The sequence below is a fragment of the Burkholderia pseudomultivorans genome (assembly GCF_902499075.1).
GTDB lineage: Bacteria > Pseudomonadota > Gammaproteobacteria > Burkholderiales > Burkholderiaceae > Burkholderia > Burkholderia pseudomultivorans.
This window is the reverse complement of record NZ_CABVPP010000001.1, coordinates 14,369-29,181: the sequence shown is the minus strand read 5'-3', so window position 1 is coordinate 29,181 and position 14,813 is coordinate 14,369. Positions and strand designations below refer to the sequence as shown.

Annotated in this window: 13 protein-coding genes; 11 read left to right on the top strand and 2 right to left on the bottom strand. The window is 69.5% G+C overall.

The genetic code is table 11. From position 1 onward, the window contains the following. Position 1: 1 nt before the first annotated feature. From BST28156_RS00145 to polX, 6 genes are all read left to right on the top strand, one after another. Entirely contained in the window at positions 2-682 is a 681-nt protein-coding gene (locus tag BST28156_RS00145) for a CoA transferase subunit A (RefSeq protein ID WP_060239098.1), read from the top strand. Next, positions 657-1,319, top strand: coding sequence for a 3-oxoacid CoA-transferase subunit B (locus tag BST28156_RS00140; protein WP_174901080.1), 663 nt, complete (start codon positions 657-659; stop codon positions 1,317-1,319). The genes BST28156_RS00145 and BST28156_RS00140 overlap by 26 nt, the downstream gene beginning before the upstream one ends. Beyond that, positions 1,316-2,515, top strand: coding sequence for an acetyl-CoA C-acyltransferase (locus tag BST28156_RS00135; protein ID WP_174901079.1), 1,200 nt, complete (start codon positions 1,316-1,318; stop codon positions 2,513-2,515). Before BST28156_RS00140 ends, BST28156_RS00135 begins: the two co-directional genes overlap by 4 nt. Before the next feature lie 67 nt (positions 2,516-2,582). Further along, on the top strand, positions 2,583-3,356 hold the full coding sequence (locus BST28156_RS00130; RefSeq protein WP_174901078.1) for a transporter substrate-binding domain-containing protein: 774 nt from the start codon (positions 2,583-2,585) through the stop codon (positions 3,354-3,356). Between the two features lie 288 nt (positions 3,357-3,644). Then, positions 3,645-4,037 carry a TraR/DksA family transcriptional regulator gene (locus tag BST28156_RS00125; RefSeq protein ID WP_060239095.1) on the top strand — a complete coding sequence of 131 codons (393 nt, stop codon included), beginning with the start codon at positions 3,645-3,647 and terminating at the stop codon, positions 4,035-4,037. 138 nt (positions 4,038-4,175) lie between these two features. After that, positions 4,176-5,948 (top strand): DNA polymerase/3'-5' exonuclease PolX, encoded by a 1,773-nt coding sequence (gene polX / locus BST28156_RS00120; protein WP_174901077.1) that lies wholly within the window; start codon positions 4,176-4,178, stop codon positions 5,946-5,948. 47 nt (positions 5,949-5,995) lie between these two features. On the opposite strand, the gene ald is transcribed toward polX, so the two are convergent. Then, complete coding sequence (gene ald / locus BST28156_RS00115) at positions 5,996-7,111, bottom strand: alanine dehydrogenase (RefSeq protein WP_174901076.1); 1,116 nt, start codon at positions 7,109-7,111, stop codon at positions 5,996-5,998. 62 nt (positions 7,112-7,173) lie between these two features. Continuing rightward, positions 7,174-7,569 (bottom strand): hypothetical protein, encoded by a 396-nt coding sequence (locus BST28156_RS00110; RefSeq protein WP_174901075.1) that lies wholly within the window; start codon positions 7,567-7,569, stop codon positions 7,174-7,176. 366 nt (positions 7,570-7,935) lie between these two features. Between BST28156_RS00110 and BST28156_RS00105 the strand changes: the two genes are divergently transcribed. The 5 genes from BST28156_RS00105 (at position 7,936) to BST28156_RS00085 (ending at position 14,800) form a co-directional block, all read left to right on the top strand. Then, positions 7,936-8,352, top strand: a complete 417-nt coding sequence (locus tag BST28156_RS00105; protein WP_174901074.1) for a DUF3995 domain-containing protein — start codon at positions 7,936-7,938, stop codon at positions 8,350-8,352. A 583-nt stretch (positions 8,353-8,935) separates the two neighbouring features. After that, the gene (locus BST28156_RS00100; RefSeq protein WP_174901073.1) at positions 8,936-9,667 is read left to right on the top strand and encodes a gluconate 2-dehydrogenase subunit 3 family protein; all 732 of its coding nucleotides are present in this window, start codon (positions 8,936-8,938) and stop codon (positions 9,665-9,667) included. Beyond that, positions 9,667-11,445 carry a GMC family oxidoreductase gene (locus BST28156_RS00095; protein ID WP_174901072.1) on the top strand — a complete coding sequence of 593 codons (1,779 nt, stop codon included), beginning with the start codon at positions 9,667-9,669 and terminating at the stop codon, positions 11,443-11,445. Before BST28156_RS00100 ends, BST28156_RS00095 begins: the two co-directional genes overlap by 1 nt. Continuing rightward, positions 11,442-12,866, top strand: coding sequence for a cytochrome c (locus BST28156_RS00090; RefSeq protein WP_174901071.1), 1,425 nt, complete (start codon positions 11,442-11,444; stop codon positions 12,864-12,866). The genes BST28156_RS00095 and BST28156_RS00090 overlap by 4 nt, the downstream gene beginning before the upstream one ends. A 218-nt stretch (positions 12,867-13,084) precedes the next feature. Continuing rightward, positions 13,085-14,800 carry a cation:proton antiporter domain-containing protein gene (locus tag BST28156_RS00085; protein ID WP_174901070.1) on the top strand — a complete coding sequence of 572 codons (1,716 nt, stop codon included), beginning with the start codon at positions 13,085-13,087 and terminating at the stop codon, positions 14,798-14,800. The last annotated feature ends 13 nt before the right edge of the window (positions 14,801-14,813 follow it).

Below are 14,813 nucleotides of genomic sequence, written 5' to 3'. Positions count from 1 at the left end.
GATGAGCAAGCTCATGCAACTGGCCGACGCGGTCGCGCCGATTCCGGACGGCGCGACGATCATGGTCGGCGGATTCGGGTCGCCCGGCACGCCGTTCTCGCTGCTCGCGGAGTTGCAGCGGCAGCGCAAGCGCGACCTGACGATCATCAAGAACGACGCGAACCAGGACGGCTACGGCGTCTCGCGGCTGATCGAGGCGGGCGTCGTGCGCCGCCTGCTGACCACCCACCTCGGCCTGAGCGGGCCCGCGCGGCGCGCGCATCTGGCCGGCACGCTGCAGGTCGAGTTCTTCTCGCAAGGGCTGTTCGCCGAACGGATCCGCTCGGCCGGCGTCGGCCTGCCGGGCGTGGTGACCGACATCGAGCTGCCGCCGGAACTCGGCGCGGCGCGCGAGACGATTTCGGTCGCGGGGCGCACGCTGTATTTCGAGCCGGCGCTGCGCGCGGATTTCGCGCTGCTGCGCGCGGACCGCGCGGATGCGTACGGCAACCTGCGCTATCGCGGCGCGGCGCGCAATTTCTCGCCGCTGATGGCGATGGCCGCCGATCGCGTGCTGGTCGAAGCGCGCGCGATCGACGATGCGCCGCTTGCACCCGACCATATCCATACGCCGGGCATCCACGTGCACGGCCTGATCCAGATCGACGGAGACGACGATGAATACCGGCCCATCGGGCGCTGACCCGCGCCACGTGATTGCCCGCCGCGCCGCGCGCGAGGTGGCGCGCGGGCAACTGATCAACCTCGGCATCGGACTGCCGACGCTGATTCCGGCCTACCTCGACGCGGCGTCGGCGGCCTGGATTCATTCGGAGAACGGCATCGTCGGCGTCGGCGCGCTGCCGCGCGACGACGCGCCCGACAGCCAGCTCATCGACGCGGGCGGCGGCTACGTATGCGTGGTGCCGGGCGGCGCGATCGTCGACAGCGCCGCGTCGTTCGGGATGATCCGACGCGGGCTGATCGACATCACGTTCCTCGGCGCGCTGCAGGTGTCGGCGCACGGCGACCTCGCGAACTGGCTCGTGCCGGGCAGTCTCGTGGCCGGCATCGGCGGCGGTGCGGAGCTCGCGCAGAAGGCGCGCCGCGTGATCGTGACGATGCCGCACGTCGACAAGAACGGCCGGCCGAAGATCGTCGCGCAGTGCACGCTGCCGCTCACCGCGCGGCGCCGCGTCGCGACGATCATCACCGAGCATGCGGTGTTCGCCTGCGGCGACGACGGCTTGCGGCTCGTCGAGCGGCTCGGCGAAGCGAGCGTCGCCGAGATCCGCAACCTGACCGAAGCCGATTTCACGGTCGACGAGGTGGCCGCATGACGCATCCCAGCTCCGACGCGTGGATCGTCGGCTACGCCCGCACGCCGATCGGCCGTGCGTTTCGCGGCGCGTTCAACGACACGACGGCGCCGACACTGGCCGCGCATGCGCTGCGCGCGGCGGTCGCGCGCAGCGGCCTCGATCCCGAACGCATCGACGACGTGATGCTGGGCTGCGCGCTGCCGGAAGGCACGCAGTACTACAACATCGGCCGGCTCGCGGCGCTGACGGCCGGCCTGCCGGTGACGACGCCGGGCATGACGGTCGACCGGCAATGCGCATCGGGGCTGATGTCGATCGTGCTGGCCGCCGCGCGCGTGACCGGCGGCGAAGCCGACGCGATCGTCGCAGGCGGCGTCGAGTCGATCAGCCTCGTGCAGAACGCGCACATGAACCGGCATCGGCAGCAGGACGCGCAATTGCTGGAACGGCACGGCGACGCGTATATGCCGATGGTCGACACCGCCGACCTCGTCGCGCGCCGCTACCGCGTGTCGCGCCGCGCGCAGGACGACTATGCGGCGCTCAGCCAGCGGCGCGCGGCGCAAGCGGCGCAGGCCGGACTGATGCGCGACGAGATCGTCGCGGTCGACGCGCGCAAGCTCGAACACGACAAGGCGAGCGGCAACAGCACGCCGCGCGAGGTGCGCGTGAGCGCCGACGAATGCGGGCGGCCGGGCACCGACGCCGATGCGCTCGCAACGCTCGCCGCCGTACGCGACGGCGGCACCGTGACGGCCGGCAACGCGTGCGCGCTCGCCGACGGATCGGCGGCCTGCGCGGTGGTGTCGGGCGCGATGCTGCGCACGCTGGGCGTCGCGCCGCTCGGCCGCCTGATTGCGTGCGCGGTGGCCGGCTGCCGGCCGGACGAAATGGGCATCGGCCCGGTGCCGGCCGTGCACCGGCTGCTGGCGCGCACCGGCCTGTCGATCGCCGACATCGATCTGTGGGAACTGAACGAGGCGTTTGCGTCGCAGGTCGTGTACTGCGTCGACACGCTGGGCCTGTCGTACGAAACCGTCAACGTGAACGGCGGCAGCATCGCGCTCGGCCATCCGTACGGGATGACCGGCACGCGCATGGTCGGCCATGCGCTGCTCGAAGGCGCGCGACGCGGCGTGCGGCGCGTCGTCGTGACGATGTGCATCGGCGGCGGGCAGGGCGCCGCCGCGCTGTTCGAAGTCGCGCCGCGGTAGCCGTTCGCGCAGCGCGTCGTGCGTGCTGCGCGTCAACGACGAACATCAACCATTCAGGAGACGAAAGATGAAGTGGACGAAACGACTGATGACGACGATATGCGCGGCGCTGCTCGGCGCCGCCAGCCTGGCCGCGCATGCGGACGATCTCGACAAGGTGAAGCAGACCGGCAAGCTGACGTTCGCGCTGACCGGCAAGTACCCGCCGTTCAGCTTCATCGACGAGTCGGGCAAGCTGAGCGGCTTCGACGTCGATATCGGCAACCGCGTCGCGAGCCGGCTCGGCGCGAAGCCGGTGCCGGTGATGACGGCATGGGACGGCATCGTCGGCGGGCTGCTGGCCGGCAAGTACGACGCGATCATCGGCAGCCTCGCGATCACCGACGAGCGCCTGAAGGCCGTCGATTTCACGCAGGCCTACTATCGTTCCGGCGCGCAGCTGTTCGTGCCGAAGGGCAGCAGCGTGCAGGACCTTGCGCAGCTGAAGGGCAAGGTGATCGGCGTGACGCTCGGCGAGACCTATGAAGGCTGGCTGCGCAAGAACCGGCCGGATGTGCAGGTCAAGACCTACAAGGGGCTGCCCGACATCCTGATCGACCTGCAGAATCGCCGCATCGAAGGCTTCGTGACGGATCGCATCGCGGGCATCCTGACGATCCGCGACAAGCACATCGATGCGAAGCCGGCGGGGCCGCTGCTCTATCCGGAGCGGATGGGCGTCGCGGTGCGCAAGGACAGCCCGAAGCTGCGCGACGCGATCGACGCGGCGCTCGACACGATGTTCAAGGACGGCGAGTACGGTGCGATCAGCAAGCAGTGGCTCGGCGAGGACGTGCGCTGATCGCGTGCGGCACGGCGGCGGGCGCTGCCTTCCGTCGTGTGCAGCGCGCGTAGCCTTTGCTCGTCCGTTCCCCGTTTATTCGCCGCTGCCGCGCATGTTGCGCCGCGTCTGACGCCGGTCAACACATGCGCGGCGGTTGGGTTTATGCTGCGTCGAATGCGTCCGGCGCTTTCCAGCCGGGCGGGCATCCGGAAACGGCGGCGCAGGTCGGGCCTGCGCGTCGGCCACCGGTGCGGCCGACGCGCGTCGCCTGTGTCTCGCGCGGAACCCGGAACAGGAGAGATGGCGATGGCGCTCGACGAACGACAACGGCAGACGCTGCAGCAGCGGCTGGACGAAAGCGAGCGCGCGCTGCGTGCGGAAATTCGCACGAGCGAGGACCAGCGCGCGTCGGAGTCCTATGCGGATCTCGCCGGCGCGTCGCCGGACGAGGGCGACGAAGCGAACGCGGATCTGTTCGTCGACGTCGATCACGCGCTGATCGGAATGAAGCTGGCCGAGTTGCGCGCGATCGCGCGCGCGCAGCAGCGGATGCGCGACGGCAGCTATGGCGAGTGCATCGACTGCGATGCGCCGGTCGGCTACGAACGGCTGCTCGCGCGGCCGACCGCGGAGCGCTGCACGCATTGCCAGGCGATCTACGAGCGCCGGTACGCGACGACGCCGCGCGCGTCGCTGTGACGGGGCCGGGCACGGCCGTTGCGGCGCCTCGACGCTGCGCGCGTCGCAAGGTGGGCGTACGATGACGAACGGGCGTCCTGCGTCGGCAACATGCGTCGACGCGGACGATGCGCGGCGTCATCCACGCGGAAGGGAGCCATGCCGATCCACAATGCCGAGTGCGCGGCCGTGTTCGCCGAAATCGCCGACATGCTCGAAATCCAGGGCGCCAACCCGTTCCGGGTGCGCGCCTATCGCAACGCCGCGCGCACGATCGCCGACTACGGTCGCGACATTCCGTCGATGATCGCGAGCGGCGGCGATCTCGGCCAGATTCCATCGATCGGGCCCGATCTCGCGTCGAAGCTGCGCGAGATCGCCGCGACCGGCACCTGCGAGCTGCAGCAGACGCTGCGCCACGCGCTGCCGGGCGCGATCGTCGAACTGCTCGACGTGCCGGGCCTCGGCGCGAAACGCGTGAAGGCGCTGCACGACGCGCTGCACGTCGATACGCTCGAACAGCTGCGCGCGGAAGCGAAGAACGGGCATGTGCGCGCGCTGCCCGGCTTCGGCGCGAAAACCGAAGCCCATCTGCTCGAAGCGCTCGACGAGCGCCTGCAGCGCACGCCGCAGCGATTCCTGCTGCCGGCCGCGACGCAATCGCTGATGCCACTGCTCGACTGCCTGCGCGCGGTGGCCGGCGTCGGCGATGCGGTGGCGGCCGGCAGCTTTCGCCGGCGCCGCGAAACGGTCGGCGATCTCGACATCCTCGTCACCGCGCGCGAGGCGGCTGCGGTGGCCGATGCGTTCGTCGGCTACCGCGACGTCGCGCGCGTGCTCGCGCACGGCAAGACGCGTTCGAGCGTCGTGCTGGCGAGCGGCCTGCAGGTCGACCTGCGCGTCGTCGATGCCGCCGCGTTCGGCGCGGCGCTCGTTTATTTCACCGGCTCGAAGGCGCACAACATCGCGTTGCGCCGGATCGCACAGGCCGGCGGCCTGAAGATCAACGAATACGGCGTGTTTCGCGGCGACGAGCGGATCGCCGGCGAAACGGAGGCGTCGGTCTACGAGGCGATCGGCCTGCGCTGGGTGCCGCCCGAATTGCGCGAGGATCGCGGCGAGATCGAAGCGTCGCGCGGCGGCACGCTGCCGGCGCTGGTCGAGCGCAAGCATCTTCATGGCGACCTGCACGCGCATACCGATGCGTCCGGCGGTCGCGACGGTCTGCGCGCGCTGGCGGACGCCGCACGCTCGCGGGGGCTCGCGTATCTGGCCGTCACCGATCGCGTGCCGGCGAGCGGCGGGCGGCGCGCGGCCGGGTTCGACTGGCTGGTGCGGCAGATCGACGAGATCGACCGCGTCAACGCAGCGTTCGACGACTTCGTGCTGCTGAAAGGCGTCGAGGCCGCGATACGTGAGGACGGCAGCCTCGATGTGCCCGACGACGTGCTCGGCCGGCTCGACCTCGTCGTCGGCGCGGTGCACGACGGCTTCGACCTGTCGCGGGACGCGCAGACCGAACGCATGCTGCGCGCGATGGATCATCCGCATTTCACGATCCTCGCGCATCCGACCGGCCGCCTGCTCGGCGAACGCGACGCGTGCGAGCTCGACGTGCCGCGCGTGATCGCGCGGGCCGGCGAACGCGGCTGTTTCGTCGAACTCGACGCGCAGCCGCAGCGGCTCGATCTCGCGGATGTCTGGTGCCGCGAGGCGGCGAAGGCCGGTGTGCCGGTGGCGATCGGCTCGGATGCGCTCGGCGCGGATGAACTCGACAACCTCGCTTACGGCGTCGATCAGGCGCGGCGCGGCTGGCTGACGCGGCAGGATGTGCTCAATACGCGCACGCTCGCGCAACTGCGGCCGCTGCTGGCGCGCACGATGGGCGAGAGCGGCGCAGCGAAGCGGGCGCGGCCGAAGAAGGGGGCGTGAACGCGGCGCGACGGCGAGCGTGAAGCGGGCTGCCTCTTTCGGCCGCGCTACGCGAGCATGTCGATGGCCGGCACGTAGGGCAGGCCGAGCGCCTGCGCAACCGCTTCGTACGTGATCTGTCCGTCGCAGACGTTCAGGCCCGCGCGCAGGTGCGGATCGTCGGCCATTGCCTGTTTCCAGCCCTTGTCGGCGAGCGCGAGCGCATGGCCGAGCGTCGCGTTGTTCAGCGCGAAGGTCGACGTGCGCGCGACGGCGCCCGGCATGTTCGCGACGCAGTAGTGCACCACGCCGTCGACGACATAGGTCGGCGCCGCGTGCGTGGTCGCATGCGAGGTCTCGAAGCAGCCGCCCTGGTCGATCGCAACGTCGACGACGACGGCGCCCGCGCGCATCGTCGCGATCATGTCGCGCGTGACGAGCCGCGGCGCCGACGCGCCCGGCACCAGCACCGCGCCGATCACGACGTCGGCGTCGCGCACCGCTTCGTCGATCGTCTGCGCGTTCGAGCAGACGGTCGCGATCCGGTTCGCGAAGATCAGGTCGAGCTGCCGCAGCCGGCCGACGTTGGTGTCGAGTACGGTAACGCGCGCGCCGAGGCCGACCGCCATCTGCAGCGCGCCGGTGCCGACGACGCCCGCGCCGAGCACGACCACGTGTGCGGCCGGCACGCCGGGCACGCCGGCCATCAGCATGCCGCGGCCGCCGCGCGGGCTTTCGAGGTGAGTCGCCGCGACCTGGATCGACATGCGTCCCGCCACCTCGCTCATCGGCGCAAGCAGCGGCAGGCCGCCGCCGGAGCCCGTCACGGTTTCGTACGCGATGCATACCGCGCCGGATTTCACGAGCGCGGCCGCCTGTTCGGGATCGGGTGCGAGGTGCAGGTAGGCATAGAGGATCTGGCCGCGCCGCAGCATCGCGCATTCGGCCGGCTGCGGCTCCTTGACCTTGATGATCATGTCGGCGCGCGCGAACAGCTCGTCGGCGCCGTCGCACAGCGCCGCGCCGGCTGCCGTGTAGTCGTCGTCGAGCAGGCCGATCGCGGTGCCGGCGCCGCGCTGCACGAGCACCTTGTGGCCGTGCCGCGTCAGCTCGCGTGCGCCGGCCGGCGTGAGGCCGACGCGGTATTCGTGGTTCTTGATCTCCTTGGGCACACCGATCAGCATGAGTCACCTCCATGGGCCTTCGTTATCGTTGTGCTGTGTGCCGGCGCTGCGCGTCATGCGCGTCAGACGCTCGGCGACGATGGCCCGGCAGGCCGGATGCCGGCGCCGAACCACGGCACGTCGCCGGCGAGCGCCGCCGCATAGCGCGTCCAGCCGAGCGGATTGCCGGCGAACAGGTGCGCGCAGACCGGCACGGCGAGCGCGTCGCGATCGAGCGGTGCGTCGAGCAACAGCCGCGGCCACAGGCAGAATGCGTGCGGCACGGCGTCGGCGAATTCACGCACTGTCATCCGTGCGAACACGTGCTCGAGCAGCGGCAGGTCCGACAGCATCGGACGCGTCGCGACCAGCTCGCCGACGAACGCGTCGTCGCGCTCGTTCTCGAGCAGGCAGCTGACCGTACGCAGCACGTCGCCCAGATGCAGCAGCAGCGCGCGGCGTTCGTGGGCTTCGCTCATCGACGACTCCTTCGGCAGACGGATACGACCGAGCGCACGGCGCACCGACTGCAGCACTGGAATAAAAGGGTAGTGGTGCGCGAACGGAAGTCAAGCGAGGCGGCGCGACGATCGCGAACGTGCCGCGGCGCTTGCTGCCGTGCAGCGCGGCGACGCGCGATCGCGCAAGCCGGACGCGCACACCGGCGGATGCACGCTGCGCACGATCCTCACTGCGCCGCACCACGGCGCGCGGCCGATTGCGACAGGGCGTCGCAATGCATGCGCTGCGCGGTTTCGGTATCGTGTTGCGTGACGCGGAACCGAAGCCGCGCGCCGGCGCGCTTCCGGCGACAGACAAACAACGATCCGAGGAGCCTTATCGACATGACCGGTGCGTATTTCAGCGTGCCGACGCTTTGCGTGCTTGCGCTCGTGCACGTCTACTGGGCGTGCGGCGGCCGGCTGGGCAAGCGCGCGGCGATTCCCGAGCAGGACGGCGTACCGCTGCTGAAACCGAGTGCGGCCGGCACGCTGGCCGTCGCGGCGGCATTGCTCGGCGGCGCGTGCGTGGTCGCCGCACGCGCCGGCTGGCTGCGCGCCGACCTGCATCCCGGCGCGATCGGCCTGGCGGTCGTGATGCTCGCGCTGATCTTCGCGGTGCGGGCCGTCGGCGATTTCCGCTACGTCGGCTTCTTCAAGCGGATTCGCGGATCGCGCTTTGCGCGGATGGATACGCTGTGCTATTCGCCGCTTTGCGCGGCGCTTTCGCTGTCCATTGCGTCGATGGTCTGGCCGGGGTGAAGGGCGGCGCGCGGTAGCGGCTTGATCGCCCGCCGCATTGCGATGCGAAGCAGCGCGCTTTCGGCGACAACGCGCGTTGACGAATCGCCGGTGCAGGCGGGCGCCCATCCCGCCGTCCTGCGTCGGCAGCCTGCGCATCTTTGCGTATCTTGATATCGCAGTTTTCCAATTGTTGCGATTTTCGATTCAATGAATTGCGTCTCGGTCATATCGAAATGGAACCGGTTCCATTTATAATGCGCGGCACCTGTCGCCAGACCCGGAATGAGGGTCGTGCACGTTGCGCTTGCCGTCGGCAAACGCGGCGTCTAAGTTGAACAAGGGTCATGACGACAGCGGACGGACTTCGGCCGACAGGCTGCGGTCGGTCCGACGACCAGGCCCGCGAAGAGGTCGATCCGCCGGCGCCTCCGGATCAGGCGCACGGCGGCTGCATGACGGCGCCGCCGCACATCGCGGTCGGCGCCTGTATCGAGGTTGTTCGCAACATAGAAAGAACAGGGCGGCCGATGGCTGTCACGCCGGACACACCGCAACGCATGCGTGTGTGCGAACCACGATCCCCAACGATCAACATCCGACCATGTCTACTGACCAACCCAACTCGCGCCGCCGATTCCTGCGCACGTCGGTCGCCCTCGTGCCGATCGCGTCGGTCGCCGGCTGCGACCTGCGCTCGTCGTCGCCGTCTGCGACGACGGCCGGCAATGCGCCTGCGGCGGCCGATGCCGAACGCGCGCCGTACAAGCCGACCTTCTTCGACGCCAAGGAATGGGCGTTCGTCCAGGCTGCCGCCGACCGCCTGATTCCGGCCGATGCCGAAGGCCCCGGCGCGCTGGAAGCCGGCGTGCCCGAATTCATCGATCGCCAGATGGAAACGCCTTACGCGCACGGCGCGACGTGGTACATGCAGGGCCCGTTCCAGCAGGGCGTGCCCGAGCTCGGCTATCAGCTGAAGCTGGTGCCGCGCGACATCTACCGGCTCGGCATCGCGGCCGTCAACCGCTATTGCGAGAAGGCGCACGGCAAGGCGTTCGCCGATCTCGACGCGCCGACCCGCGACGCGGTGCTCGGCGACCTGGAGAAAGGCGCCGCGCAGATCGACGACGTGCCGCCCGGCGTGTTCTTCGGCCAGCTGCTGCAGAACACGCGCGAAGGCTATTTCTGCGATCCGGTCCACGGCGGCAATCGCGGGATGGCCGCGTGGAAGATGATCGGCTTTCCGGGCGCGCGCGCGGATTTCATGGATTTCGTCAACCAGAACGGCAAGCCGTATCCGTACGGCCCGGTCTCGATCAACGGGGAGCGCAGCTGATGGCCGCAGAGAAAAAGCCGCATGTCGATGCGGTGATCGTCGGCTTCGGCTGGACCGGCGCGATTCTCGCGAAGGAACTGACCGAAGCGGGACTGAAGGTCGTCGCGCTCGAACGCGGCGAATATCGCGACACCTATCCGGACGGCGCGTATCCGAACACGATCGACGAGCTGACCTACAACATCCGCAAGAAGCTGTTCCTCGACCTGTCGAAGACGACCGTGTCGATTCGCCACGGCGTGAACGACACCGCGCTGCCGTATCGGCAGCTCGCGGCGTTCCTGCCGGGCGAGGGCGTCGGCGGCGCGGGGCTGCACTGGTCGGGCGTGCATTTCCGCATCACGCCGGAAGAGCTGCGCCTGCGCAGCCACTATGAAGAGCGCTACGGCAGGAAGTTCATCCCCGAAGGGATGACGATCCAGGACACGGGCGTCAGCTACGACGAACTCGAACCGCATTTCGACTTCGCCGAGAAGGTGTTCGGCACGTCGGGTCAGGCCTACAAGGTCGGCGGCAAGGTGGTCGGCGACGGCAACGTGTTCGAGGCGAACCGCAGCGACCACTTCCCGCTGCCGGCGCAGCTCAACACCTATTCGGCGCAGCGCTTCTTCGACGCCGCCCAGTCGCTCGGACTGCATCCGTACCGGCTGCCGTCGGCGAACACGTCGGGCCCGTACACGAATCCGTACGGCGTGCAGATGGGGCCGTGCAACTTCTGCGGCTACTGCAGCGGCTATGCGTGCTACATGTACTCGAAGGCGTCGCCGAACCTGAACATCCTGCCCGCGCTGAAGCAGGCGCCGAACTTCGAGCTGCGTTCGAAGTGCCACGTGCTGCGCGTCGATCTCGACGACACGAAGAAGCGCGCGACCGGCGTCACCTACGTCGACCCGGCCGGCCGTGAAGTGCAGCAGCCGGCCGATCTCGTGATCGTCGCCGCGTTCCAGTATCACAACGTGCACCTGCTGCTGCTGTCGGGCATCGGCAAGCCGTACGACCCGATCTCGGGCGAAGGCGTGGTGGGCCGCAATTTCGCGTACCAGAACCTGTCGACGATCAAGGCGTTCTTCGACAAGGACACCTTCACGAACCCGTTCATCGGCGCGGGCGGCAACGGCGTCGCGGTCGACGACTTCAACGCGGACAACTTCGACCACGGTCCGCTCGGCTTCGTCGGCGGCTCGCCGCTGTGGGTGAACCAGGCCGGCGTGAAGCCGATCAGCGGCATCGCGACGCCGCCCGGCACGCCGCAGTGGGGTTCGGCATGGAAGAAGGCGGTCAAGGACAACTACGCGCATACGGTGTCGATGGACGCGCACGGCACCAACATGTCGTACCGCGATGTGTACCTCGACCTCGACCCGACCTATCGCGATTCGTACGGCCAGCCGCTGCTGCGCATGACGTTCGACTGGAAGGACAACGACATCCGCATGGCGCAGTACGTGACCGGGCAGATGAAGAAGATCGCCGAGGCGATGGGGCCGAAGGCGATCAGCGTATCGACGCGCGAGTTCGGCAAGCACTTCGATTCGCGCGCCTACCAGACGACCCACCTCGTCGGCGGCGCGGTGATGGGCACGGATCCGAAGACCAGCGTGCTCAACCGCTACCTGCAATGCTGGGACGTGCACAACGTGTTCGTGATGGGCGCGTCGGCGTTGCCGCAGGGTATCGGCTACAACCCGACCGGGATCGTCGCGGCGCTGGCCTACTGGTCCGCGCGTGCGATCCGCGAGCAATACCTGAAAAACCCCGCCCCGCTGGTGACCGTATGAAGAGGACCGTGAATCACACTGCCGCGCGCCGCCTTTCCCCGCTGCAGCGCGCACTGGCGACGGGCGCCGCGTGGGCCGCGTTCGGTCTCGCGAGCGGCGCGGCCGGCGCGCAGCCGGCGACGACGCCTGCACCGGCATCCGGCCCGGCGGCCGCGCCTGCGGCGCGTTCTGCCGACGCCGATCTCGTCAAGCGCGGCGAATACCTCGCGCGCGCGGGCGACTGCATCGCGTGCCATACCGCGAGCGGCGGCAAGCCGTTCGCGGGCGGGCTGAAATTCGACACGCCGATCGGCGCGATCTATTCGACCAACATCACGCCGGACCCGAAAACCGGGCTGGGCGGCTGGACGTACGAGGACTTCACGCGTGCGGTGCGCGAGGGCGTGCGCAAGAACGGCGACACGATGTATCCGGCCATGCCGTTCCCGTCGTATTCGCGGCTCACCGACGACGACATGAAGGCGCTGTACGCGTACTTCATGCATGGCGTCGCGCCGGTCGAGCACGAGAATCGCGCGGTCGACATCGTATGGCCGCTGTCGATGCGCTGGCCGCTCGCGTTCTGGCGCAAGCTGTTCGCGCCGTCGCCGAAGCCGTTCGATGCGGCGCCGTACAGCGATCCGGTGATCGCGCGCGGCGCGTATCTGGTGCAGGGGCTCGGCCACTGCGGCGCGTGCCACACGCCGCGCGCGCCGACGATGCAGGAGCGCGGGCTGACCGATGCGGACGGCCCCGATTTCCTCGCCGGCGGCGGCGCGATCGACGGCTGGGTGCCGACAAGCCTGCGCGGCGAGCCGCGCACCGGGCTCGGCACCTGGACCGAAGCCGAGATCGTGCAGTTCCTGAAGACGGGCCGCACGCTGCGCACGGCCGCGTTCGGCGGAATGACGGACGTGGTCGGCCACAGCATGCAGCACATGAGCGACGACGACCTGAACGCGATCGCGCGCTACCTGAAGACGCTGCCGCCGCGCGTGCCGGGCGAGCAGCCGCACGTGTACGACGCGGCCGCCGCGAAGGCGCTGCAGACCGGCGACGCGAGCAAGCCGGGCGCGGCCGTCTATCGCGACAACTGCATGGCCTGCCACCGCAGCGACGGCCACGGCTACACGCGCGTGTTCCCGGCGCTCGCCGGCAACCCGGTCGTGCAGGGCGACGATCCGACCTCGCTGATCCACGTCGTGCTGGAGGGCAGCGCACTGGAGGGCACGCACACCGCACCGTCCACGTTCACGATGCCGCCGTTCGGCTGGCGGCTGTCGGACCAGGAAGTCGCCGACGTGTCGAACTTCGTGCGCACGAGCTGGGGCAACACCGGGGCGACCGTGACGGCCGCACAGGTCGCGAAGGTGCGCAAGAGCGTGCCGTCGACACGGCCGGAGCCGCCGCCGGGCGCGCGCTTCCCGCAGGCCGCGCGCTGACGGAAGCGGGCGGGGCGCCGGTGTATCGGCGCGCCGTTCCGGACCGTCGAATCGCGGCGGCGCATCGCCGATGCGCCGCCGTCCTGCCGGCCGGGGTTGTACCCCGGCCATCGCGCCACCGCGTGAATTTTTCGCGGTGGCGTGCCATTTGCCCGCCTCATCCCTTATCCTTTCGTTCTTGAACCTTACTAAATAGTTACAAGACCTTGGGAGGGGGGATGCCTCATGACGTCAGCCTGATTGCACTGCTCGCGGCCGGTTTCGGTCTCGCGATGATCTTCGGCTATCTCGCATCGCTGCTGAAAATGCCGCCGCTCGTCGGCTACCTGCTGGCCGGGATCGTGATCGGTCCGGGCACGCCCGGCTTCGTCGGCGACCTGTCGCTGTCGCAGCAACTCGCCGAGGTCGGCGTGATGCTGCTGATGTTCGGCGTCGGCCTGCATTTCTCGCTCGGCGATCTGCTCGCGGTGCGCAAGATCGCGCTGCCGGGCGCGATCGTGCAGATCACCGTGGCGACGCTGCTCGGCGGCGGCCTCGCGCTCACGTGGGGCTGGAGCGTCGGCGCGGCGCTCGTGTTCGGGCTGGCGCTGTCGGTCGCGAGCACGGTCGTGCTGCTGCGCGCGCTCGAAGGGCGCGGGCTCGTCGAGACGGTCAACGGGCGCATCGCGGTCGGCTGGCTCGTCGTCGAGGATCTCGTGATGGTGCTCGTGCTGGTGCTGCTGCCGCCCGTCGCGGGGCTGCTCGGCGGCACGCTGCCGGGCGGCGAGCACGCGGCCGGCGGCAATCTCTGGAGCGCGCTCGGCATCACGATGCTGAAGGTCGCGGCGTTCATCGCGCTGATGCTGGTGGTCGGCAAGCGCGTGTTTCCGCGCATTCTGTGGCTCGTCGCGCGCACCGGCTCGCGCGAGCTGTTCACGCTGTGCATGATCGCGGCCGCGGTCGGCATCGCGTTCGGCGCGGCCAAGCTGTTCGACGTCTCGTTCGCGCTCGGCGCGTTCTTTGCCGGCATGATGATGCGCGAGTCGGAGTTCAGCCGGCGCGCGGCCGACGAGACCTTGCCGCTGCGCGACGCATTCTCGGTGCTGTTCTTCATTTCGGTCGGCATGCTGTTCGACCCGAAGGTGCTGCTGGACGAACCGCTGCACGTGATCGAAGTCGCGGCGATCGTGCTGATCGGCAAGACGCTCGCCGCCGTCGCGCTGGTGGTCGCGTTCCGCTATCCGCTCAACACCGCGCTGATCGTCGGCGCGGGGCTCGCGCAGATCGGCGAATTCTCGTTCATCCTCGCCGGGCTCGGGCACTCGCTCGGCCTGCTGTCGTCCGAAGGGCAGAACCTGATTCTCGCGGTCGCGCTGATCTCGATCGCGCTGAACTCGGTCGCGTTCGCGGCAATCGAGCCCGGGCTCGCGTGGATCCGCAAGCGCTCGGCATTCGCGCGCCGGCTCGAGGCGCGCGACGATCCGCTTGCCGCACTGCCGATGTCGACGCCGCACACGCACCTGACGGGGCAGGTCGTGATCGTCGGCTACGGCAAGGTCGGCACGCGCATCGCGCATGCGCTCGACGAGCACGGGATCGCGTACGTGGTGGTCGAGCAGAACCGCGAGATCGTCGAGAAGCTGCGCGCGGGCGGCGTCGCGGCCGTGTCGGGCGACGCGATCGAGCCGATCGTGCTGGTGCAGGCGCACATCGCACGGGCGGGCATGCTGGTCGTCACGTTGCCCGACGTGTTCGACGTGCGGCAGATCGTCGAGATCTCGCGCACGCTCAATCCGGCACTCGAGGTCGCGCTGTGCACGAACAGCGGCGACGAAGCCGCGCTGCTGGCGAGCGAGGGTGTCGGCACCGTGTTCGTGAGCGAGACCGAACTCGCGCGCGGGATGACCGAGCACGTGCTCGGCCGGATGGCGAAGCCGGTCGCGGCGTCGCATTGACGGCGCGCGGCGT

What these genes read in the sequence shown, in the direction of transcription:
- BST28156_RS00085 (WP_174901070.1), top strand. Translation starts at nt 13,085, where the DNA reads ATGCCTCATGACGTCAGCCTGATTGCACTGCTCGCGGCCGGTTTCGGT.
- ald (WP_174901076.1), bottom strand. Translation starts at nt 7,111, where the DNA reads ATGCTGATCGGTGTGCCCAAGGAGATCAAGAACCACGAATACCGCGTC.
- BST28156_RS00095 (WP_174901072.1), top strand. Translation starts at nt 9,667, where the DNA reads ATGGCCGCAGAGAAAAAGCCGCATGTCGATGCGGTGATCGTCGGCTTC.
- BST28156_RS00135 (WP_174901079.1), top strand. Translation starts at nt 1,316, where the DNA reads ATGACGCATCCCAGCTCCGACGCGTGGATCGTCGGCTACGCCCGCACG.
- BST28156_RS00105 (WP_174901074.1), top strand. Translation starts at nt 7,936, where the DNA reads ATGACCGGTGCGTATTTCAGCGTGCCGACGCTTTGCGTGCTTGCGCTC.
- BST28156_RS00140 (WP_174901080.1), top strand. Translation starts at nt 657, where the DNA reads ATGAATACCGGCCCATCGGGCGCTGACCCGCGCCACGTGATTGCCCGC.
- BST28156_RS00110 (WP_174901075.1), bottom strand. Translation starts at nt 7,569, where the DNA reads ATGAGCGAAGCCCACGAACGCCGCGCGCTGCTGCTGCATCTGGGCGAC.
- BST28156_RS00090 (WP_174901071.1), top strand. Translation starts at nt 11,442, where the DNA reads ATGAAGAGGACCGTGAATCACACTGCCGCGCGCCGCCTTTCCCCGCTG.
- BST28156_RS00125 (WP_060239095.1), top strand. Translation starts at nt 3,645, where the DNA reads ATGGCGCTCGACGAACGACAACGGCAGACGCTGCAGCAGCGGCTGGAC.
- polX (WP_174901077.1), top strand. Translation starts at nt 4,176, where the DNA reads ATGCCGATCCACAATGCCGAGTGCGCGGCCGTGTTCGCCGAAATCGCC.
- BST28156_RS00100 (WP_174901073.1), top strand. Translation starts at nt 8,936, where the DNA reads ATGTCTACTGACCAACCCAACTCGCGCCGCCGATTCCTGCGCACGTCG.
- BST28156_RS00145 (WP_060239098.1), top strand. Translation starts at nt 2, where the DNA reads ATGAGCAAGCTCATGCAACTGGCCGACGCGGTCGCGCCGATTCCGGAC.
- BST28156_RS00130 (WP_174901078.1), top strand. Translation starts at nt 2,583, where the DNA reads ATGAAGTGGACGAAACGACTGATGACGACGATATGCGCGGCGCTGCTC.